Below are 21250 nucleotides of genomic sequence, written 5' to 3' on the forward strand. Positions count from 1 at the left end.
CTCGGCCCGCGCCCGGTGCTGCGGGCGAGTGCAAGCGCATGCCTGCTTATCGTCGGCCAGGCGCCAGGCACCCGCGTGCATGCCTCGGGCTTCCCTTTCGACGATCCCTCGGGTGACCGCCTGCGGGGCTGGCTCGGTATCGCCAAGACGCCCTTCTACGACCAGAGCCGCATCGCGATCATGCCCATGAGCCTGTGCTATCCAGGCCGCAACCCAAATGGCGGCGACGCGCCGCCCAGGCCTGAATGCGCGCCTGCCTGGCATGCGCGCGTGCTGGCAGCGCTACCCGGGCGTCGACCTGACCTTGCTCGTCGGTGGCTATGCCCAGCGGTATTATCTCGGTGATGCCGGCAGGGCTGCCGTTGGTGCCACGGTCGCCAACTGGCGTGAGCACCTGCCCACCTATCTGCCGCTGCCCCACCCGAGCTGGCGCACCCGTGCCTGGGTTGCCAGGCGCCCCTGGTTCAAATGCGAGTTGCTGCCGGCGCTGCGCCACCGCATCGCCGCCCTGCTCGCCCCTCGTTGACAGCACTGGGAGCGCTGCGTAAGTAAGCGGTTCTGCGGAGAGGTGGCCGAGTGGCTGAAGGCGGCGGTTTGCTAAACCGTTATACGGAGACAATCCGTATCGGGGGTTCGAATCCCCCTCTCTCCGCCAATTACCTTGGATTTACGATGCTGCTACAGTGACCATGTGACTGATTGATATTGTATCAGAAATATTATCTCTGGGCCAGTCGGCCGCGGCTCACAGATATGCGTTCTTTGCTGTTTCGGCTATACTTCTGGCATGCGCCGCATAGCCGCCACACTCGCCGTCGCCGGAGCGCTTTTGTTTAGCGCCGGATCGGCATGGGGAGATTTTTATGATAGCTTAGCGGCGGCTCAACGAGGTGATCAATATCAATCAACATGGTGAGCCAGAGCCTCCTGTAGTTCAGGACACAAGCTGTCTTAAATCTTTTGACCACGGACACGATACCTGGGTCAATCGGCTGGCGGCGCTTCTCGCCAAGGACCTGGCGCGGACGTCCTTATCTCCCGATCATTTGAGCTGGCTGGGTCTCGGCTTCGGTTTGACCGCAGGGGTCTTGTTTGCACTCGGCGGACAGGCGCTCAATAATGCAGGCTCCGTTATGTTCATGCTGGCCGTGTTCATGGACGAGCTGGACGGCGCGCTGGCGCGGGATAGCGGACGCATTACCCGCTTCGGCCACCGCCTCGACTACATTGCCGGTACGATGTCTTTCTGTGCCCTATTTATTGGCGCTGGGATTGGTGCCCGCCAACTTATCGGGACTTGGGGCCCTATACTCGGCGTCATGGCGGCGGTTGCCGCTTTGCTCTCTATGCGGATTCGCATGGGGATGGAGGACCGTCACGGCTCCAAAGCGGTGAGCCACAAGCGGTTTGGTCCCTTCGAACTCAAGGACGGCATCTATTTGGTCGGCCCAGTCACTTGGGTTGGAGGCCTATACTGGTTTTTCGTTGCCGCAACGCTGGGCACCTTTGGCTTCGCTTTGTGGACCCTGTCGCACCGAAAGCTTTGGCTAAAGGGTGCGGCGAGGTAAATCGAGCTGACCTGATATAGTTCGCTGTACTGAGCAATTAGCGAGGCAGGTCGGATTGGACGAAAGCGCAGCAATCCTGGCGATTGGTGATATCCACCTTGGCACCGTTTGCTCGAGCGTACCTGACGAAATTTCGTCCTGGGGGCTCGACCGGAGTGAGTTGACGCCTGCGGGCGCTCTCAATCTGTCAGTTGATTTTGCCATTGAACAGAAGCTGGATGCAGTGCTGTTCGCGGGCGACGTCGTCGAAAGCACCAATGCCAGGTTTGAGGCAATGGCGCCACTCGAAGACGCTGTTCGACGTCTGCTGGATGCAAAAATTCAGGTTATTGCTGTCGCCGGCAACCATGATGTCGACGCCCTGCCGAGACTAGCGGCTCTGATAGAGGGGTTCACCATAGTGGGTGCCGGCGGCCATTGGGAATCGCGAACCATATTGAAGAACAAGGCCCCCATTGCCGAGGTCATAGGCTGGTCCTTCAACGAACAGAAGGTGCGTCGAAGCCCAGTTGCTCAGCTCTTGGCAGAGCCGTTGGATGAACCGTCAACCCGTATTCCCAGAATTGGCTTGCTGCATGCCGATCTCGATGCATCCGAGGGGCATTACGCACCCATCCGACAGGCAGAGCTCGATAACACCGGCTACGATGCTTGGCTTCTTGGTCACATTCACAAGCCTTCGCTCGACGGCCTGGCTGCGGCGGGGAGGTCCCGGCCATGTGGCTATCTCGGATCGCTGGTTGGGCTCGACCCATCTGAAACAGGCCCACACGGTCCTTGGCTTCTGAGGGTGCCCGATAGCGGCCCGCTGCGCATGACGCAGGTGCCGCTCGCGCCGCTGCGATGGGAACACATCTCGGTCTCGGTAGAGGGGCTCGAGCACGTAGAGGATGTACCTGATCGATTAATGGACGAGGCCACAAACATTGCTCAGCAAGTCACCAAGTCGGGTCCTGCGCCGCGCGCGCTCGGTTTGCGTGTTCGCCTGACAGGGGCAAGCCCCCAATATGAAAAAATCCGCCAGGCGATTGGCGCCGGCGCATGGAACGGTTTGGGGCGCAACGTCGACGGGACCACGGTCTTCTTCAACAAGATCATCGACACCATGGAACTGTCGCTGGATCTCGTGGAGATTGCCAAGGGAGACGACCCGCCCGCCTTGATGGCGCGACGGCTCTTGAGCCTTGAGCACAACGATGACCAGTCGAGGGAATTGCTCGAGAAGGCGCGCGCTGAGCTGAGCAATATCGCCCGCGAAGACCGCTGGTCGCCCCTTCAGGATCATCGCAACGCGACCGACCCTCTCTCCGAAGATGCCATGCGCGAGCTTCTCCACCGATCCGGAAAGGCAGCCCTGAACGCCATGCTCTCCGGTAATTCGCAGGTCGATCCGTCGTGAAGCTCAAACGTCTTGCCATTAATCTGCTGCCTGGGATCAGCCCGCCATTCGAGATCCAAGCGGCAGGTGCCGGGTTCCACGTCGTTGTCGGGCCTAACGGCATCGGCAAATCGAGCCTTTGCCGCGCGGTTGAGAGTCTGTACTGGGACGACCGTGGATCGTCACAAAAAACCTCGATAAATGGCGAGTTCGAGTTGGATGGTGAAGCCTGGTGGGGGGAACGAGAGGGTTCACGTGTGCGATGGCAACGCAGCGGCGAGGACAGTAAGCCGCCCAATCTGCCGGCATCCCATAATCATCGCTATTTTTTTCTGCATCTGCGAGATCTGATCGATCCGTCGTCGGACGGCACGCAAGACATTGCCTCTGAGATCCGGCGCCAGATGTCTGGTGGGTTCGATCTGGATCGTATCGCGGCTGACTTGTTCGGTGGCGTGAGCGCACAGCATGTCCGCCGCGAGCGGAGCGATTTTAACAAGGCATCGGAAGATGTGCGAAATGCGGAAGGAACGCAGTTGGGCCTTCAGCGGCGTGCGGATCAGCTGGATATCCTCAGCGAGCAACTCGCCGCGGCAGAATCCGGCGCGCGCCGTCTCATATTAGTCGAACGTGCCCTCGAGCTTACCGGACGCCTTCAGGAGAACTCAGCCATTGCGGAGGAGATCGCTATCCTGCCGCAGGGGGTGGCGAAACTTGCCGGCAATGAGCTCGAGCAGATCGAGCGGTTCCAGGATCAGATTGCCGGGTTGAACGAGCGAGGCCGTAACTGGGAGGCACAGCTTGACGCTGCACGCAAGACCAAACAGGCCACACGCCTGTCGGCGCCTCTGGATCAGGCAGAACTGTCTATCTTGCGAGAGAATGCAAACGCGGTGGGCCGGTTGGAACTCGAACTACAGGCAGCAAGAGACAAGCGTAGCGAGTGTCTAACGGCTGTAGCGGTATCCCTGAAGGCGCTAGGCGGCGGCGAGGTCGATGAGACCGGTCTGACCCTGCCCGACAATCACCAGCTGTTCGAATTCCTGCGCGACGCCGAAGGGCACAGAGCTGAAATCAATGCCATAGAGAAAGAACTGGGTGTCCTCGCCTATATCGAGAAACCGGAAGCCGAGCAAAGTGCGCTAGGTGACATGCGCCGCGCGGGCGATATGTTGCGTGCGTGGCTGCGCGCGCCAGAGCTGCAAGCACCTGTACTGCCACGTCGGGCGTGGATCCTAGGCGGCGTGGGCGTCGTCGCTGTCGGCCTTGGTCTGGCCGCCTTGGCTGACCCGCTGTTTGCGGCGCTGGCGGCCTTTGGCGCCGGGCTCGCCGTGCCGGCCTTGCTGCGGGGCCGTGGGCAACCCCATGGCGGCACACGGGACGCCGCACAGCAAGCGTTCGCGAGGCTCGGCATTGCAGAACCCGAAGCATGGGATATTGCTTCCGTCGATGCGCGATTACGCAGCCTAGAGGACGACATATCCCGCATGGTGCGAGCGCGAGATCGTGATGTGGAGCGGCAAAAACTCAACAGTCGATTGGAAGGCTTGTCCAAGGACGGAAAAGTACTTGATGAGAGACGTCGGGAGCTGGCGGATAGTTTACGGCTCGATGAGATCCCGCCCGACGCGGAGCTTGTCGAAACGGTTCGCTCGCTCGCTCAATTGGCCACGGCTCGCAAGGATGACGAACGCGCCCGTAGCAAAGTCGAGACCCTCGAGACCCGGTATACAGCACTGCTATCCGGGCTCGCCGACGTATTCGAACGCCATGGTGAGGCGCAGCCGGCAGACGCCACAGAGACGGCGGCCTACCTCGATAGTCTCATCTATCGCGATGCGGGGTTGGCTGGGGCGCTTTCCGACGAGCAAGGTGCAATCTCCGGATTGGAACAGGTTTCAGACGATCGCAGCGCGTATCTCAGTTCGATAGAGCGAATCTATTCAGAAGTCAGCCTGGACGATGGCGATTTGCAAGGGCTCACGCTGCTGCTGAACTCATTGCCGAGTTATCGCGACAGGAAGGAAAAGGGAACGAGGCTTGAAGGGCAGATTGAACTCGATAGGGCCGAGCTTGCGAAGGCTGGCGAAGCCGAGCTCGCCGAGTGCGACGGACCGATGCTCGAACGGCTACAAGGCGACCTTACTCAGACGGCGAGTAAAGCGGCCGGTTTGCGCGACGAGATCGCCGAGATCAATGCTCAGGTGAAGGAGGCTCAACGCGGTAGCAATGTACAAGACTTCATTGCTGTGCGTGATGAAGCCCGAATGAAACTGTCAGACTGCCGCGACGAAGTGCTTTTCGCAAAGGCCGGAAAATTTCTCATTGATGCGGCCGAGGCAGAATATGAGCAAACGCAGATGCCTCATGTGTTCCAGCGTGCGCGTAGTCACTTGTCTGCCTTTACCCGTCACGGCTATGAACTTCATTTGGGCAAAGACACCACGTCACCGGGATTGCTGGCGATCGAAACGAGCAGCGGAGAAAGACGAAACCTGGATGAACTTTCGGACGGTACGCGAGCGCAGTTATTGCTGGCCGCACGTCTCGCTTTCGCCGAGGAAGTGGAGCAGGGTGGGATACTTCCGCTGTTTCTCGATGAGGCGCTCGATCAGAGTGACCCTGCCCGTTTCGAAGCCATCGTGCGCAGTCTCGGCCAAATTGCGAAGGATCAGGATCGCCAGATCTTCTATCTCACCAGCGACCCGGTGGATGTTGATCGCATCGGCAACGCGCTTGCCGAAGAGGGGTGCGACATAGCAGCCACGATCGATGTCGGCTTGATCCGCCGGAATGCCGCAAGCTGTAGCGATCCCGCCGCACTTTGTGTTGAGCCAAGACCTGAGATTCCGTTGCCCGACGAAATGTCAGCCGAGGACTATGGTATCGTTTTGGGGGTGCCGGCATTCTTGCCGGGAGCCGGGCATGAGCCACAGCACGTCTTCTATGTCCTATCGGACGCGCTTGACCAACTGCGCGACTTCCTCGCGGCCGGAATCGAGCGTGTCGGTCAATGGCGGACAGCCTCCGATACCGGGCTCGCCGAGCAGCTGTGCGCAGGCTCGCTCTCTGCGCAGGAGGTTACCGCCCGCGTGGCTTTGCTCGGGCATTTCTGCGCGCTATGGAAGCAGGGGAGAGGCCGGTCTGTCGATCGTGACACACTCGAGCAGAGCGGCGCTGTAAGTGGCACCTTCATCGACAAGATAACGGCGGCTAACGATGAGCTTGGTGGGGACGCGGAAAGACTTCTCGCGTCCCTTGATGCCAAGAATGATACCCGGCTGAAGGGGTTCAGGCGAAACAACCGTGATAGCCTTGAAAGCTATCTCAGGAGCGAAGGTTATCTCGATGACCAACCGGTGCTGAGCGAGAGCGAGTTACGGCTTCAGGCCATGGCGACGCCGGCCGCAAACACCCTGCCAAGAGACAGCGCCGGAGATCTGTTACATCGTTTGTGGACCTGGGCAACACGGTCTTCAGACGCATAGAAGACGTCGATGGGGATGTGTGCGGGCCTAGCAAACCTCCGTTGAGAAATACCCGCCAAAGAGGGACCATCCAATGACAATCGTCAGAGCATCCGTCGTCCAGGCCGCGCCCATCGCCTTCGATCGCACCAGGACACTTGAGAAAGTGCGCGCCCTGGCCGCCGATGCGGCCAGCCAAGACGCCAAACTGGCATTGTTTCCGGAAGCCTTCGTTTCGGCCTATCCCAAGGGCCTGGATTTCGGTGCCCGGATCGGCATGCGCTCGCCCGAAGGCCGCGACGACTTCCGTCGCTATTATGACAGCGCCGTCGATGTTCCCGGGCCGGATGTGGATTTCCTAGGGTCTATCGCCCGGGAAAACGACCTGCATCTCGTCATCGGTGTGATCGAACGCGATGGCGGTACTCTTTATTGCACCGTTTTGTTCTTCGCGCCCGACGGAGAATATCTTGGCAAGCACCGCAAGCTCATGCCGACGGCGCTTGAGCGCTTGGTCTGGGGCTACGGCGATGGTTCGACCCTGCCTGTCTTCGATACGGATTTGGGAAAACTGGGAGCAGTCATTTGCTGGGAAAACTATATGCCGATGATGCGCATGGCCATGTACAACAAAGGTATCCAAATTTACTGTGCCCCGACGGCCGATGATCGAGACACCTGGATAGCGACCATGCAGCATGTTGCCATGGAAGGCCGTTGTTTTGTCCTGTCTTGCAATCAACGCACGCTGCGCAGCGACTTTCCTGCAGACTACGACGCCATTCAGGGTGATGATCCGAACACCGTACTCTCGCGGGGAGGGAGCTGTATCGTCAACCCCCTGGGGCAAATTCTCGCCGGTCCCGATTTCGAGTCCGAGACGATCCTAAGCGCCGACCTGGATACCGGGGACATCGCCCGAGGCAAGTACGACTTCGATGTAACCGGCCACTATGCACGGCCCGACATTTTTCAGCTCAGCGTCAACGAAAGAGCGACACCGGCGGTAACCACAAACGCCCCGGCCGTCAGCGGGGATGAATACGAGACTTTTGACGACGGGCAATAGGACGATTTTTCCCCTACGGTCCGGCTAGAGCATATTTATACTAGCCGCCTTTAACCTTTTGTTCTTTCGATGCTGGATCAACCGAACGGTTTCCAAAGTAAAATTAGCTTTGGCAGTACAGTGAGTGCTGCCAAAAACGCGATGAGCATTGCCGACGCGACTAGCACACCAAAATAGATAGTGGGGATGAAGTTTGAAAGGACCAAGATAGAGAAGCCAAAAATTATGGTCATGGCCGTATAGAACACCGCTTTGCCGATATTGGAATGACAAACATGCAAGGTATCCACATAACTGTGAGTAAGTGCATACTCTTCTCTGAAGCGATAGATATAGTGAATACCATTATCCACTGCGATACCGATGGTGATGGCAGCGATCGTGATGGTCATCATATCCATGGGGATTTCCGCCCACCCCATTACCCCCAAAACCACCGCGGCACCTAGCAGGTTTGGCAGAATGCCGATAATTGCCAAGGTGACTGACCGGAACAACACTAGGAACATTATCGCAATCCCCAACATCACTACACCTATGGTTTTGATCTGCGACTTGAATAGGCTCTGCAGCATGTTGTTGTAGAGAACCAGTAGTCCACTCACGATCACTTCCTGCTCCTCAAATCCGAGCTTCTCCCCTAAATCACGGTGTACTGTCTCGAGCAACTCATTGCGACGTAAATTCGGTTTTGAATCCAATACACGTGCAAAAATCCGTGCCTCATTGTCATCGATGGAGACATAAGGGTCGATGAGCATCTTTTTTACATCGGGGGGAATTTTGGTGTACAGGATTGCCAGCTCGAATGCGCCCAATTCCTCTTCGGCTATGCCTTCCGCAACCCGCACCGGTGACACGAGCGAAAGCACCTTGCCGATTTCGGGCAGTCCATCGAGGTAGTCGTGTACTTTTTTGATGAGTTCGACCTTGTAGGCGGTAAACCAATACTCCGGTAACTTGGCGTTTTTTGCGAATTCACGCTCCATTTCCGCGTACTCAAGCTCCATTTGTATCTCTTCCTCGCTCAACCCCTCGAGGTCCTCTGGGGTCGGGAAGTAGTCGGAGCCATCGTCGTCGAGATCATCTCCAAAATTTATCAGTATTTCCAGTGGAGTAGTGCCGCCAAGGTTCTCATCAATGTGCTTGAGACCTTGATAAATCTCGGTGTTGTCGCTGAAGTAGTTGATGAAACTGTTCTCCACACGCAACCGGGTTATTCCGGCTACACTCACGACGGTTAAAATTAGCGCCAACACCAGGATCTTGTTGCCCTGTATCTCGGTCATTCGGGCCAGATATTCAGGCAAAAGAAACCGGCCACTGTCGGAGGTGGGTTTGGACTCGGTTTTTCCCGTCACCATCAGCAACGTGGGGAACAGTAGAAACGAGGTGACAAATGTTACCGCCAAACCGGCACTCATCATCCACCCGAAGTCAATGACCGGCTTGATTTCGCTCACGACCAGGGAACTAAAACCTATGATCGTAGTTAGCGCGGTATAAAGACAGGGTTTCACCATCTTATGCGTGGTAGTTTTGACCAGCGCTAATTGATCGTCACCAGGATGATCTCGATTGAGTTGTCGGTAACGCACGATCAAATGAATGTTCATAGAGATGGTAATGATTAGCATAAGAGCGAGGAAGTTTGATGAAATTACGGTGACCTTCCAACCCATCAAACCCAGTACACCTACCATGGATAACCCGGCATAAAAGCAACTGAGAAGTGGGAGCGCTATCCAGCGAAATTCTCGGAAGATAGCGGTGAGAATAATGACAAGAAATGCTAGAACACCACCGCCAAAGACGATCAAGTCGTTGCGTACAAATGTCACCATATCATCGGTAATCATCGGCAGGCCGCCGAGATATAAAACGCCATGCTGACGGTACGGCTTGATGATGTTCCTGATGTGTGCAACATCGAGGTGGCGTTGCTTATTCAACGCATCATGAGCCTGATCGAATTCAGCGTTGATGTGTTTCAGGGCATGCGCTTCTTTGACGGAGAGACCGCTATTTTGTTGTTTGGCCCGCAGCTCATTTCGAGATCGAAGTAAACTGTCGTACTGCTGCTCCTCGACTAATCCCAACAGTAATGCGGTGGTTCGACCATCTGCACTTATGATCAGTTCGCGGTAAATGGGGCTATTGAGAAGCTCGTCTTTGGCCTTGGCTCGATCGATCCCGGGTTTCTCCAGGCTTGGAATATCGTCGATCATTTCCGTGAACGGTGCGTCTGAAATGTTCAACAGGGGAGCGTCCAGTATCGTAAACACCGTGTCCACGCTGGTGATTTCCGCGAGTTCTTCACGGAGTTGCTTCAAAGAGGCTAAAGCCTGGTCCGAGAAGAGATCCTCATCGGGAGTGAACGTCACGACGAGCAAGTCGCCACTCGGATATCGCTCGTGGATTTTCCGGAACACCTTGAGGTCTACGTCGTCTTCCAGCAACAAGGAGTCGGCTGATGCGTCCAACTTGAAGTCTTTTGCGTGGTAGCCGAAAAAAACTAGAATCGAGAGCAGCACGACCAGGACTAACTTGGGATAGTGGAGCACCAGAGTGTCATAGGCCTGCACGGTACGAGACGACATGGAGTTTCCTCTTTGAGTAACGCTAATTCAACCGGGGGTACAACAGTGTCACCCAGCTCTGCTCCTTCGACGTAGAATGGTCCATTCTGCAGATTGGCTCGCCGCAAGTCCAACTTCGAGAATATCGTGCAGCCATGCCTCACTAGGCTCCAGACTCGTAACCAATAGCATATCGGAGCAACGAGACAGACGGCAGCGAGGAAACTCTGGGCGAGCCGGTCGTATCGGGTAGTGATCCTTTAGAAGTCCTTTATGCGCCCGAACATGCCCTCGATGGCATTGCGATCGCGATAGAGGACAGGCGAGAAGCAGTATTTCCGGCGCCCGTTCACCTTTGGCGGAATGTTAGCTGCCGCGCCTCGGGCCTCGATTTTGCGGCGCACCGCATCGCTGTCGTAGCCCTTGCCGCCGTGAACGAGGTCGCTGCCGAAGCGCTGAAGTGGTCTCGCAAGGCTGCCGAGCAGGGTCATGCAGGAACCCAGTACACCGCGTCGGAATCATGTACGCCAACGGCGAGGACGTTCCTGTAAATAACGTTAAGATTTGTGCGTGGTGATCACTTACCAAAGTGTAGGGCGAAGAGGCCGCGGCGAAGAATCTAGATTTAGTCAAAACATAAATGACCAGCGCCGACATATCCAAAGCCAAGCATTAGCCGCCGGTAGAGCCGGGGCAGCCAACGCTTTCACGACGCTGGCCGGCACGGTCGCGCTTGGCGATGAAATTCTCAATCTTGTCCTGGTCGAGGGGCAGGGCGAAGGCCACCGCAGAGCGTGCGCTGGGCAGCACGTATTCGAGAACGGTCGAGGGCGCCCCCGGCCAGGGTCTGGCGCATCGTGATACCCACCGCGCAGGCGCCGTAGTCCCTGACGATCTCCTTGACTTTGGTGGTGAGCCAGCGGCGGCGGAGCGGTAACTGACATGATTGTACCCCGTCAGCGCTTAGTGGACAGATTGGGTTGATTTCCTTGTACCCCGTCAGCGCTTAGTGGACAGATTGGGTTGATTTCCTAAGGGAGTGTTTCTGTCTCATCTTCGTTCCCTTCGGTCACTACGATGAGACAGAAATCCTCCCTTATGCAATCCGACTAGTGTGTCCCATAGGCGCTGACGTCAAACACTTACGTTATTGGAAATACGAAAAGGCAGAATAACAGGTACCTATCACCGTTATGAGCGCCGCCGGCGGCGGCCGTAGAGCTCGATGTCGGAGTACGCCTCCTGGTCCGGCTCGTAGAGGGCGCGACGGGCGGGCGTCATCTCGGCCAAGCGGCGCTCACCCTCTTCCGGTGACACTGCCTCCAAGCTGCCGTCCGGGCTCTGCACCACAACGCCGCTCGACTGCAGCAGCTTGAGGCGGCGCTGGCGCTCCTCGGAGGTCGGGGCGCAGACCAGCATGCAGCTGCCGCAGGTCAGGTTTACGTCCTTGCCCGTATTCTCGTAAACCAACGGCTGGTGCAGCACGCCTCCGTCCAGCTCGGGCCGCCGCTTCCAGGCTTCGACCGCGTCCACCAGCACCCGGCGCAAATCTCCGTCCTGCTTGGGAATGGGAAAGCGACCCGGCGACCAAGTCGACCATTTGCCCGAGGGGTGCAGCCCGGAATAGCCGGCGCAGACATAGCCGCAGCGATTGTAGTGGCGGCGCCTAGCGTAAGTGAACGTGAGGCCACCCATGGTGACGCTCGCCATATCGCTCTTACCTTCGTGCAGAAAGGCCGAGGGGCAGGCGGCAGCGCACTCCATTTGCTCGCATTGGCAAAAATTATCCTCAGCCGGCAGCGGCTCCGTGGGCTCGAGTTCCGCGGTGGTGACCGCCGTGGCCAGGCTGACCATGGCGCCGTTTTCGGGCGTCAGCACATTGCCCGAGAAGCCGAACCAGCCGACGCCACCGCGCACCGCCAGCATGCGATGCGACAAGTCGGGGCGCAGATGGCGGGGCTGAGACTCGGCGTCGTTGCGGTAGACCTCGTTCGACAGCACGCCCACCGAGGCGTAGCCGAAATGAGCGATGTAGCCAGCGATCTGCGCCGCGATGCCGCTAGCCATGGTGCCGGTGCGGCTGTAGTCGTCCTGATGGCCGGAACGGTCGCGCTTGGCAATGAAATCCTCGATCTTGTCCTGGTCGAGGGGCAGAGCGAAGGTCACCGCCGAGCAGGCGCCGGGCAGCACGTACTCGAGATCGGTCGAGGGCGGTCCCCCGGCCAGGGTCTCGCGCGTGGTGATACCAACCGCGCAGGCGCCGTAGTCCCTGGCGATCTCCTTGACCTTGGCGGTGAGCATCGCGTTGTCCATCAGACTGCCTGTGAATGACGGCCAGCGCCACGGCCGAGATAGGTGTCGAAGCAGGCTGCGACGGTGCGCACGTAGGGGCGGCCGAGCGATGTGATGTGCAGCGTGCCGCCCTTCCGGCTCACGAGCCCGTCGCGCTCGAGCTCGGCGAGGCCGTCCACATCAGCGAGCGCGGCATCCGGATCAACGTCATGCTGACGGCAAAGCGCCCGCACATCGGCGGCGAAATCACACATCAGACGCTCGATGATGGCACGGCAGGCGCGGTCCCGCGCGTCGAGCGCGATGCCGCGCTCGGTAGCAAACTCACCCGCCAACACGGCGTTGCGATAGGCGCGCATATCGCCGGTGTTCTGGGCATAGCCTTGCGGCAGGGCGCTGATCGCCGAGGCGCCAAAGCCTATCAGGGCGACGGCCGCATCATCGGTATAGCCCTGGAAATTGCGGTGCAGGCCGCCATCCTCAAGGTGCTTGGCCATGGCATCATCAGCGCGGGAAAAATGATCCATGCCGATGCGGCGATAGCCGTGGAATTCGAGCCGCCTTGCCGCGGTATCGGCCTGGGCGGCGCGCCCCTGCGGTCCTGCCAGCGCGGCTTCTTCTATCATTTGCTGATGCTTGCGCATCCACGGCACATGGGCGTAGCCGAACATGGCCACCCGGTCGGGCGCCAGGGCCACCGCCTGGTCCACCGTGCGTGCGATATCGGCCTCGGTCTGATGGGGCAGGCCGTACATCAAATCAAAATTGAGCGCTGCGACACCTGCCTGACGGAGCATGGTCACCGCATCGGCGACCATTTCCACCGGCTGGACACGGTTGATCGCCTGCTGCACCTCCTCGGTAAAGTCCTGTACCCCGAGACTGGCGCGGCTGACACCCTCGTGGCCCAGCCTGTCAGCCATCACCGGTGTCAAGGTGGTGGGATCTATCTCGATGGCGATCTCGGCCTCAGGCGTAATCGCGAAATGTCGGCGCAGCGCCGCCATCAAATCCGCGAAGCTCTCTTCGCCGAGCTGCGTCGGCGTGCCACCGCCGAAATGCACATGCGAGACCGGCATGTTGACGGGCAACGCCGCTACCGCGATCTCGATCTCGCGCACCAGCACATCTGCATAGGCAGCGATGCGCAGCGGATCGTTGGAGATCGTGGTGTGGCAGCCACAATACCAGCACAACCGGTCGCAAAAGGGCACATGGATATAGAGCGACAGCGGAGCCGTAGCGTCGAGCGCCTCCAGCCAGCCGCCAAAGGCCGCCCCGTCGACGCCGTCATGGAAATGCGGCGCGGTCGGATAGCTGGTGTAACGCGGCACGCGCGCGCTACCATATTTCGCGACAGAATCCACCATGCTTGGCTTATCCCTATTCCACGCCGTTGGCACCTTGATTGAGGTCAACCACCACTGCCGAGATGGCCGCGTCCCGATCGCCGCGCCGACTTCGCCGATAGATACACATGTTCGCATACCACAAGGCGCGCTCGCCTGCGAGTTGTCAGCGCCAATCGGACACCAGCGGCGGCCTCACGCAGCACAGCATGCCGAGAGCGCGGACTTCGCCAAAATTCTGGCTCGATCCAGCATGGCAGCGGTGGTAGCGGCAAAGGCGGCAAAGGCGCAAGTGCATCATTTGCCACTCACCCCTCCTTGTGATCATAATCCGCGCTTCGATTCAGGAGGGCCGAGCATGGGCGATGCGGGCGTGATAGTGGTTGGCGGCGGCAACGCCGCCATGTGTGCAGCCCTAGCGGCCCTTGAGAAAGGCGCCTCGGTGTTGGTGCTCGAACGGGCGAACGAGGACGAGCGCGGTGGCAACACGCGCTTTACCGCCGGTGCCATGCGTGTCGCCTATGACGGCCTCGACGATCTCTTGCAGATCATGCCAGACCTCAGCGAGGACGAGCGCGCAAACACCGATTTTGGCAACTACCCGGCCGACCAGTTCTTCGACGACATGGCGCGGGTCACGGAATACCGGGCCAATCCGGACCTGGTCGAGGTGCTGGTGCGCCAGAGCCAACCGACGCTCGTCTGGATGCGTGAACAAGGCATCCGCTTCATGCCCATGTATGGCCGCCAGGCCTTCAAGATCGACGGCCGCTTCCGCTTCTGGGGCGGGCTGACGGTGGAGGCCTGGGGCGGTGGTGCGGGACTCTGCGAAGCCGAGTTCCGGGCAGTCGAGAAAGCGGGCGCCGAGATCCGTTACGGCGCCCGCGTGATCTCGCTGGTGCAGGACGGCCCGCGGGTCTGCGGTGTGGTTCTCCGCCAGGGCGGGTACGAGGAGACGCTGCACGCCAAGGCTGTCGTGCTCGCCTGCGGCGGCTTCGAGGCCAATGCCGAGTGGCGGACGCGCTACCTCGGGCCCGGCTGGGACCTCGCCAAGGTGCGCGGCAGCCGCTTCAACACCGGTGACGGCATCCGCATGGCGCTCGATGCAGGTGCCGTGGCGGCAGGTAACTGGTCAGGGTGCCATGCGGTAGGCTGGGATCGCAACGCACCGCCCTTCGGCGATCTTGCGGTCGGCGACGGCTTCCAGAAGCACAGCTATCCCTTCGGCATCATGGTCAATGGAGAAGGCAAGCGCTTTGTCGACGAGGGTGCGGATTTTCGCAACTACACCTATGCCAAATATGGCCGCCGTATCCTCCAGCAACCAGGACAATTCGCCTGGCAAATCTTTGATGCCAAAGTAGAACACTTGCTACGCGATGAATATCATATACGTGAGGTCACCAAGGTCACGGCTGACACCCTAGAGAATCTGGCAGCTCGGCTCGATGACGTTGACACCCAGGCCTTTCTGGAGACGATCGCCGCTTTCAACACAGCGGTGCGCGACGACATCGCCTTCGACCCGACGGTCAAGGACGGCCGCTGCACCGAAGGGCTGACCCTGGCCAAGAGCAATTGGGCCAATGCCCTAGATACACCGCCCTACAGCGCCTACGCGATAACCTGCGGTGTGACCTTCACATTCGGGGGCATCGCCATCACGCCAGATTGTGCCGTGGCCGAGACCGACGGCGGCACCATTCCCGGCCTCTTTGCCGCGGGGGAACTGGTCGGCGATCTCTTCTATTTCAACTATCCCGGCGGTACCGGGTTGACCTCGGGCTCGGTCTTCGGGCGCATCGCCGGTTGCGGCGCAGCCGATTTCGCGAAGGGGAACGGATGATGGCGAGCCCACTTGGCTTCATCGGCCTCGGCGTCATGGGCGGGCCCATGTGCCGCAATCTGGTGACCAAGTCGGGACTGCCGGTAATTGCCTACGACATCCGCCAGGAGCCTCTCGACCGGCTTGCCGAAGCCGGCGCGCGCGCTGTCGCAGGCATCGTTGAGGTAGCGGCCGAGGCGGACGTGATCTTCCTGTCACTGCCCGGGCATGCGGAGCTGGAAGCCGTTGGCTCCGAGTTGCTCTCGGCCGCACGCCGGGGATCGGTCGTTGTCGATACCAGCACCGTTCCAGTGGCGCTGACCCGGGACATGGCGGCCCGCTTTGCAAAACAAGGCATGGACTACGCGGATGCTCCGGTAGCGCGTACGCGCGCGGCAGCCGAGGCGGGCACGCTTGCGGTCATGGTCGGTGCCAAGGATGCTGTGCTTGCACGCATTCGCCCGCACCTCGCCTGTTTTGCCAGCGACATCAGCCATTGCGGCGGCATCGGCGCGGGCCAGGTCGGCAAGCTGATGAACAACATGGTACTGTTCCAGAGCGTGGTCGCATTATCTGAAGCGCTAACCATCGCACGGCGCGCGGGCGTCGATGGCGAGCGCTTGTTCGAGACCCTGTCAACTGGCTCTGCCGACAGCTTCGCGCTGCGCAATCACGGCATGAAGGCGCTGATGCCGGGAGACTTTCCGGAACGTGCCTTCTCCGCCCGCTACGCCCTGGAAGACTTGCGCTATGCCATGCAGCTCGCAGCCGACGGCGGTGTCGCAGTGCCCGGCGCCGAAACCGCCGCGAGCATGCTGGAAGCCGCTATCGCCGCCGGCCATGGCGACGAATACCACCCAACGATATTGAACGTGGTGGAAAAGCGTTCGGGCGTGTCCAACAGCCCCGCCAACGCCCGCTGAACTTCCGCTCGAACCGCCATGACCACTCCTTCCGAATACTGCAACCCGATCTGGTTGGCCGCAGAGTATGACGCCATTCGGCAGGCCTCACGATGACGACGCTGATCACGGGAGCGACCGGCTTTGTTGGTGCCGCGGTCGCACGCCGCGTGCTGGCAGAGGGCCGCCCGGTGCGCGCGCTGGTACGCCACGACAGCGACCGCAGCAATATCGAGGGCCTGGACGTAGCGGTCGTCGAGGGCGACCTCACCGATGCGGCGTCCCTAGCGGAGGCAGTGCGCGGCTGCAAGTCGGTCTTTCACGTGGCCGCCGACTACCGCATCTGGTGCCCTGATCCGGCGGCCATGATGGCAACCAATGTCGAGGGATCGCGGGCCCTGATGCGGGCGGCAGCCGAGGCTGGGGTACAGCGCGCCGTCTATACCTCCAGTGTCGCAACGATAATGCCGCACGCCGACGGGACGCCCGCCGACGAAAACACACCGTCCTCCGTGGACAATATGATTGGCTCCTACAAACGCTCAAAATATCTGGCCGAGCAGGTGGTCCTGGCGGTGGCCGAGGAGACGGGTCTAGAGGTGGTAGTGGTCAACCCCTCGACCCCGGTCGGCCCGCGCGACATCAGGCCGACGCCGACCGGGCGCCTAATTCGCGATGCCGCGGCGGGACGCGTGCCCGCTTATGTGGAGACCGGGCTCAATATTGTGCATGTTGACGATGTCGCGGACGGCCATTGGCTTGCCCATAAGCGGGGGAATGTGGGCAGGCGCTACATTCTCGGTGGAGAGAACATGAGCCTACGGAAGATCCTCAGCACGGTGACACGCCTAGCCGGGCGACGACCGCCGACACTACAGCTGCCGAACCCTTTGGCGATGGGCATCGCCCACATGTCGGAGGCCGTCGCCCGGCTGACCGGACGCGAGCCGATGGCGACTATGGACGGGGTACGCATGGCTCGCCACAAGATGTATTTTTCGAGCCGCCGGGCCTGCGACGAGCTCGGCTACGCGCCGCGTCCGGCACACGAAGCCCTGGCCGATGCTGTGGCCTGGTTCTCCAAGGGCGGGTGAGCATGAGCAATCCGACGGTTAGGTTGGTACACCTCGCGATCCAGCGCCACCACGACAAGGAAGCGGTTGCGTATCCCTATTTCGGCGACTTCGAGATCGAGGATTTCGTCTATCTCGTCGGCCCCTTCGCCTGGGTTGGTGTCTTTGAACGATTTTTTCTGGCCTTCGGCCTGGGAGGAATCGGCTATCTTAGCTGGCAGAGCTGGGAGCTACCTGGCAGGCGCCGATGAGCGAACGCAAGATCAGGGCAAGGCGCAGCCTACTGTTCGCACCAGCCGACAGGCCCGAGCTGTTCGCCAAGGCGCTGGCGACAGGCGCCGATATGGTCTGCATCGATCTCGAAGATGCGGTGCCGCCGGGCGACAAGGCAGCGGCGCGCGCCACGGCGATGGCGCTTCTCGCCACGCCCTGCGCCGACGACGGCGTGGAGCGTCTGTTGCGCATCAACAACCTGCGTGGGAGCGAGGGTCTGCGCGACATCGAGGCCATTCTGGAAAGTCCGGCGTCGCCTGGTGCATTGCTGCTACCCAAAGTCGAATCAGCGGACGAACTACGTCTGCTGGGCGAACTGCTCTCAACAGGTCCGCAGGCTGATATCCGCCTCCATGTCATCATCGAAACCAATGCCGGGCTGGAAGCGGCGCACGAGATCGTCCAGGCCAGTCCGCGGCTCGACCTGATGGCTTTCGGTGGCGTCGACATGGCGGCGGAGCTGCGCTCGCGCCCGACCTGGGAGGCTTTTTTGTACACCCGCTCGCGCCTGGTAACCGCCGCCGCGGGCGCTGGCGTCGACCTGCTTGACGTACCTCACCTCGATTTGTCGGACAGGGACGGAATGGTCGCGGATGCCGAGCGGGCACGCGACCTCGGCTTTACCGGCAAGGCGGCGATCCATCCGAGCCAGGTCGCGGCCATCAATGCGGTGTTCAGCCCGCTCCCGAAAGAGGTGTCGCGGGCCCGCCAGATCATCGCCGCCTTTGAAGCCAGCCCCAACGGCGTCGTGGTCATCGATGGCAAGCTCATCGAGGCTCCGGTCCTACGCTCCATGCGGCGCCTGATCGCAGTTGCAGAGCGTATTGCCGCCAGCTAACCGCCATGTGCCCCGACATGCAGACGCCGTCGTCAAACACCTTGCTAAAACCGTACGTGAGTGCCGTTCTGGCCGGGGTGTTGCAAGCCGAACTCGGCATTCTCGTCTACGACAGTATCGTCGTGACCGTGTGGAATTACTTGCGGCAACACCAAATGATGAGTGATTTTGCTGTATGGTCTTTCGCGACAGCAGCCCAGATAAGGCACGTGCCATGAATACACCAAACAAGTCCTACAAGTGGGTCGGAACACGGCCGGTACGTCCCGACGGGGTGGAGAAGGTAACGGGTGCTGCTCGCTTCGGCGCCGATCTGTCACTCCCAGGCATGCTAGTTGGAAAAATGCTGAGGAGCCCCCACGCCCATGCGCTCATTCGCGGTATCGACGTGAGCAAGGCGGCAGCGCTGTCCGGCGTCAAGGCAATCGTCACGGCAGCGGACTTCCCCGACCACGTGTCGGCCTATGCCGGCCCCGACCGTCTCGAGCGCAACATGGCTCACCTGACGCGCAACGTCATGGCACGGGAGAAGGCGCTTTACGAAGGGCACCCGGTCGCCGCTGTTGCTGCCACCACGAAAGCTGTGGCCAATGAAGCTCTGTCGCTGATCGCGGTGGATTACGAGGTGCTGCTCCACGTCATCGGCGTCGAGGAGGCGATGGCGCCGGATGCGCCGCTGCTGTTCGAGGACATGATCAGCCGCGGCGATGGCCCCGAGACCGATACGCCCTCAAACATCGCCAAAATCCGCGTGATGGAGATCGGTAATATAGAAGCAGCCTTCGCCGAGGCTGACATGGTGGTCGAGCACAACTTCACCACCGAGCCCGTGCACCAGGGCTATATCGAGCCCCACGCCTGCGTCGCCAGCTACACCCAGGACGGCAAAGGCGAGGTCTGGTGCTGCACCCAAGGGCATTTCGCGGTGCGCGCCTTAACCGCCAACCTACTCGGTATGGAGCTTGCCGACATCACCGTTACGCCGTCCGAGCTTGGCGGTGCCTTCGGTGGCAAGACCGTGGTCTATCTCGAGCCAGTCGCCTTAGCATTGGCGAAGAAGTGCACCAGGCCCGTGAAGATGGTCATGAGTCGAGAGGAGGTCTTTAAAGCTTCGGGTCCCACCTCCGGCAGCATCATGACCGTCAAAATCGGTGCCAAGGCCGATGGCACCATCACGGCGGCGGAAGGCAATTTCGCCTATTCGGCAGGTGCCTTTCCCGGTTCGCCCGTTGTCAATGCCTGCATGTGCGCCTTCTCGCGCTACGACCTCACCAACGTCAAAACCACAGGCATCGATGTAGTCGTCAACCGGCCCAAGGCCGCGGCCTATCGCGCGCCTGGCTCACCGATTGCCGCCTACGCGGTAGAAAGTGCCATGGATGAGCTTGCTCGTAAACTCAACATGGACCCGCTGAAGCTACGCCTCCAAAATGCAGCGCGCAACGGTAGCACGACAATCTATGGACAGAAGTTTAGCAGCATCGGCTTTGCCGAGACCGTGGAGGCACTGCTCGACCATCCCCATTACAAGGCGCCACTCGGTCCTAACCAGGGGCGTGGCGTCGCCTCTGGTTACTGGTTCAACGCCGGCGCGGAATCCTCGGCTACTTTGCAGATCAACGAAGACGGGACGGTGGAGGTCGCCACCGGAAGTCCCGACGTGGGCGGCTCGCGCGCCTCGATGGCGCTCATGACAGCAGAGACCCTTGGTGTCGATTACGGCAAGGTTAATGTGGTTGTGGCGGATACTGCTTCGGTCGGCTTCGCCTTCGTTAGCGGCGGTAGCCGCGTGACCCTGGCTACGGGTCTTGCGGTGATCAACGCCGCCGAGGACGTCATTGGCCAGTTGTGCACCCGGGCCGCCATGATGTGGGGTGTCGATCCCGAAGGCGTAACCTGGGAGAACGGCTACGCCAAGCCATCGAGCAGCAATGTAGGCGAACATGAGCCCTTATCGTTGCGCGAGATCGCCGCCAACAAGGCTGCGACCGGAGGGCCAATCGGTGCCAGTGCGGGTGTTAACGCGACTGGGGTCGGCCCCGGCGTCTCGACACAGATCTGCGATATCGAGGTCGATCCGGACACCGGAGGCGTGACCGTGCTGCGCTACACCGTAGCCCAGGATGTCGGCTGCGCCGTGCACCCCTCTTACGTCGAAGGGCAGATGCAGGGTGGCGTTGTGCAGGGCATCGGCTGGGCGCTCAACGAAGAGTATGTCTACGATGATCAGGGGTGTATGGAGAACGCGAGCTTTCTCGACTACCGCATGCCGCTGGCCTCCGACCTGCCGATGATCGACACGGTGATGGTGGAGGTAACCAACCCCGACCATCCCTACGGCGTAAAGGGCGTCGGCGAGGCCAATATCGTACCCCCCATGGCGGCCGTCGCCAACGCTGTGCGTGATGCAATCGGCAAGCGCCTGACGGATCTTCCCATGTCGCCGCCGCGCGTGCTTGCGGCCATGGAGGAACATGACTGACAAGGCCCCGGGCATGGCCGTCCGCACCCGGGCGAAGGTCGATTTAAAGGCCCCAACAGCCAGTATTTCTATGAACTCGCCTCTGCTCGCTTCGGCTATCGCGAAGAGGTACCGGAGGTCTTCAGACCTTCTACGTCAAGGGCTACCATCTTTTA

At 60.2% G+C, this 21250-nt stretch carries 14 protein-coding genes, 1 tRNA gene and 2 pseudogenes; 12 read left to right on the top strand and 5 right to left on the bottom strand.

Annotated elements, in window-relative coordinates; all coding sequences use genetic code 11:
• The 6 genes and pseudogenes from QF629_00005 to QF629_00030 all read left to right on the top strand — a co-directional run bounded on the left by QF629_00005 (position 1) and on the right by QF629_00030 (position 7482).
• A pseudogene (locus QF629_00005) lies at positions 1 to 526 on the top strand (uracil-DNA glycosylase family protein).
• A 36-nt stretch (positions 527 to 562) separates the two neighbouring features.
• Positions 563 to 655, top strand: a tRNA-Ser gene (locus tag QF629_00010).
• Between the two features lie 235 nt (positions 656 to 890).
• Complete coding sequence (locus QF629_00015; protein ID MDP6011923.1) at positions 891 to 1568, top strand: CDP-alcohol phosphatidyltransferase family protein; 678 nt, start codon at positions 891 to 893, stop codon at positions 1566 to 1568.
• Between the two features lie 55 nt (positions 1569 to 1623).
• A complete protein-coding gene (locus tag QF629_00020; GenBank protein MDP6011924.1) occupies positions 1624 to 2967 on the top strand; it encodes a DNA repair exonuclease in 1344 nt (447 codons plus the stop codon).
• Positions 2964 to 6434: an AAA family ATPase gene (locus tag QF629_00025; protein MDP6011925.1), complete on the top strand. Its 3471-nt coding sequence runs from the start codon at positions 2964 to 2966 to the stop codon at positions 6432 to 6434. Before QF629_00020 ends, QF629_00025 begins: the two co-directional genes overlap by 4 nt.
• Positions 6435 to 6507: 73 nt before the next feature.
• On the top strand, positions 6508 to 7482 hold the full coding sequence (locus QF629_00030) for a nitrilase-related carbon-nitrogen hydrolase (protein ID MDP6011926.1): 975 nt from the start codon (positions 6508 to 6510) through the stop codon (positions 7480 to 7482).
• A 77-nt stretch (positions 7483 to 7559) separates the two neighbouring features.
• On the opposite strand, the gene QF629_00035 is transcribed toward QF629_00030, so the two are convergent.
• The 5 genes and pseudogenes from QF629_00035 to hemN all read right to left on the bottom strand — a co-directional run bounded on the left by QF629_00035 (position 7560) and on the right by hemN (position 13723).
• The gene (locus QF629_00035; protein MDP6011927.1) at positions 7560 to 10082 is read right to left on the bottom strand and encodes an MMPL family transporter; all 2523 of its coding nucleotides are present in this window, start codon (positions 10080 to 10082) and stop codon (positions 7560 to 7562) included.
• 158 nt (positions 10083 to 10240) lie between these two features.
• A pseudogene (locus QF629_00040) lies at positions 10241 to 10486 on the bottom strand (transposase).
• Between the two features lie 247 nt (positions 10487 to 10733).
• The gene (locus QF629_00045) at positions 10734 to 10871 is read right to left on the bottom strand and encodes a hypothetical protein (GenBank protein MDP6011928.1); all 138 of its coding nucleotides are present in this window, start codon (positions 10869 to 10871) and stop codon (positions 10734 to 10736) included.
• Positions 10872 to 11252: 381 nt separating this feature from the next.
• Entirely contained in the window at positions 11253 to 12374 is a 1122-nt protein-coding gene (locus tag QF629_00050) for an epoxyqueuosine reductase (protein ID MDP6011929.1), read from the bottom strand.
• Positions 12374 to 13723, bottom strand: coding sequence for an oxygen-independent coproporphyrinogen III oxidase (gene hemN / locus QF629_00055; GenBank protein MDP6011930.1), 1350 nt, complete (start codon positions 13721 to 13723; stop codon positions 12374 to 12376). Before hemN ends, QF629_00050 begins: the two co-directional genes overlap by 1 nt.
• A 337-nt stretch (positions 13724 to 14060) precedes the next feature.
• Here hemN and tcuA point away from each other — a divergent pair, with 337 nt between their 5' ends.
• The 6 genes from tcuA (at position 14061) to QF629_00085 (ending at position 21095) form a co-directional block, all read left to right on the top strand.
• On the top strand, positions 14061 to 15548 hold the full coding sequence (tcuA, locus tag QF629_00060) for an FAD-dependent tricarballylate dehydrogenase TcuA (GenBank protein MDP6011931.1): 1488 nt from the start codon (positions 14061 to 14063) through the stop codon (positions 15546 to 15548).
• Positions 15545 to 16450, top strand: a complete 906-nt coding sequence (locus QF629_00065; GenBank protein MDP6011932.1) for an NAD(P)-dependent oxidoreductase — start codon at positions 15545 to 15547, stop codon at positions 16448 to 16450. The genes tcuA and QF629_00065 overlap by 4 nt, the downstream gene beginning before the upstream one ends.
• Before the next feature lie 92 nt (positions 16451 to 16542).
• The gene (locus tag QF629_00070; protein MDP6011933.1) at positions 16543 to 17523 is read left to right on the top strand and encodes an NAD-dependent epimerase/dehydratase family protein; all 981 of its coding nucleotides are present in this window, start codon (positions 16543 to 16545) and stop codon (positions 17521 to 17523) included.
• Positions 17524 to 17525: 2 nt separating this feature from the next.
• On the top strand, positions 17526 to 17753 hold the full coding sequence (locus QF629_00075; protein ID MDP6011934.1) for a hypothetical protein: 228 nt from the start codon (positions 17526 to 17528) through the stop codon (positions 17751 to 17753).
• On the top strand, positions 17750 to 18613 hold the full coding sequence (locus QF629_00080) for a CoA ester lyase (GenBank protein MDP6011935.1): 864 nt from the start codon (positions 17750 to 17752) through the stop codon (positions 18611 to 18613). The genes QF629_00075 and QF629_00080 overlap by 4 nt, the downstream gene beginning before the upstream one ends.
• 214 nt (positions 18614 to 18827) lie before the next feature.
• Positions 18828 to 21095: a xanthine dehydrogenase family protein molybdopterin-binding subunit gene (locus tag QF629_00085; GenBank protein ID MDP6011936.1), complete on the top strand. Its 2268-nt coding sequence runs from the start codon at positions 18828 to 18830 to the stop codon at positions 21093 to 21095.
• Positions 21096 to 21250: the final 155 nt, after the last annotated feature.

It is taken from the genome of Alphaproteobacteria bacterium, assembly GCA_030739735.1.
In the GTDB taxonomy this organism is placed as follows: domain Bacteria; phylum Pseudomonadota; class Alphaproteobacteria; order UBA7887; family UBA7887; genus UBA7887.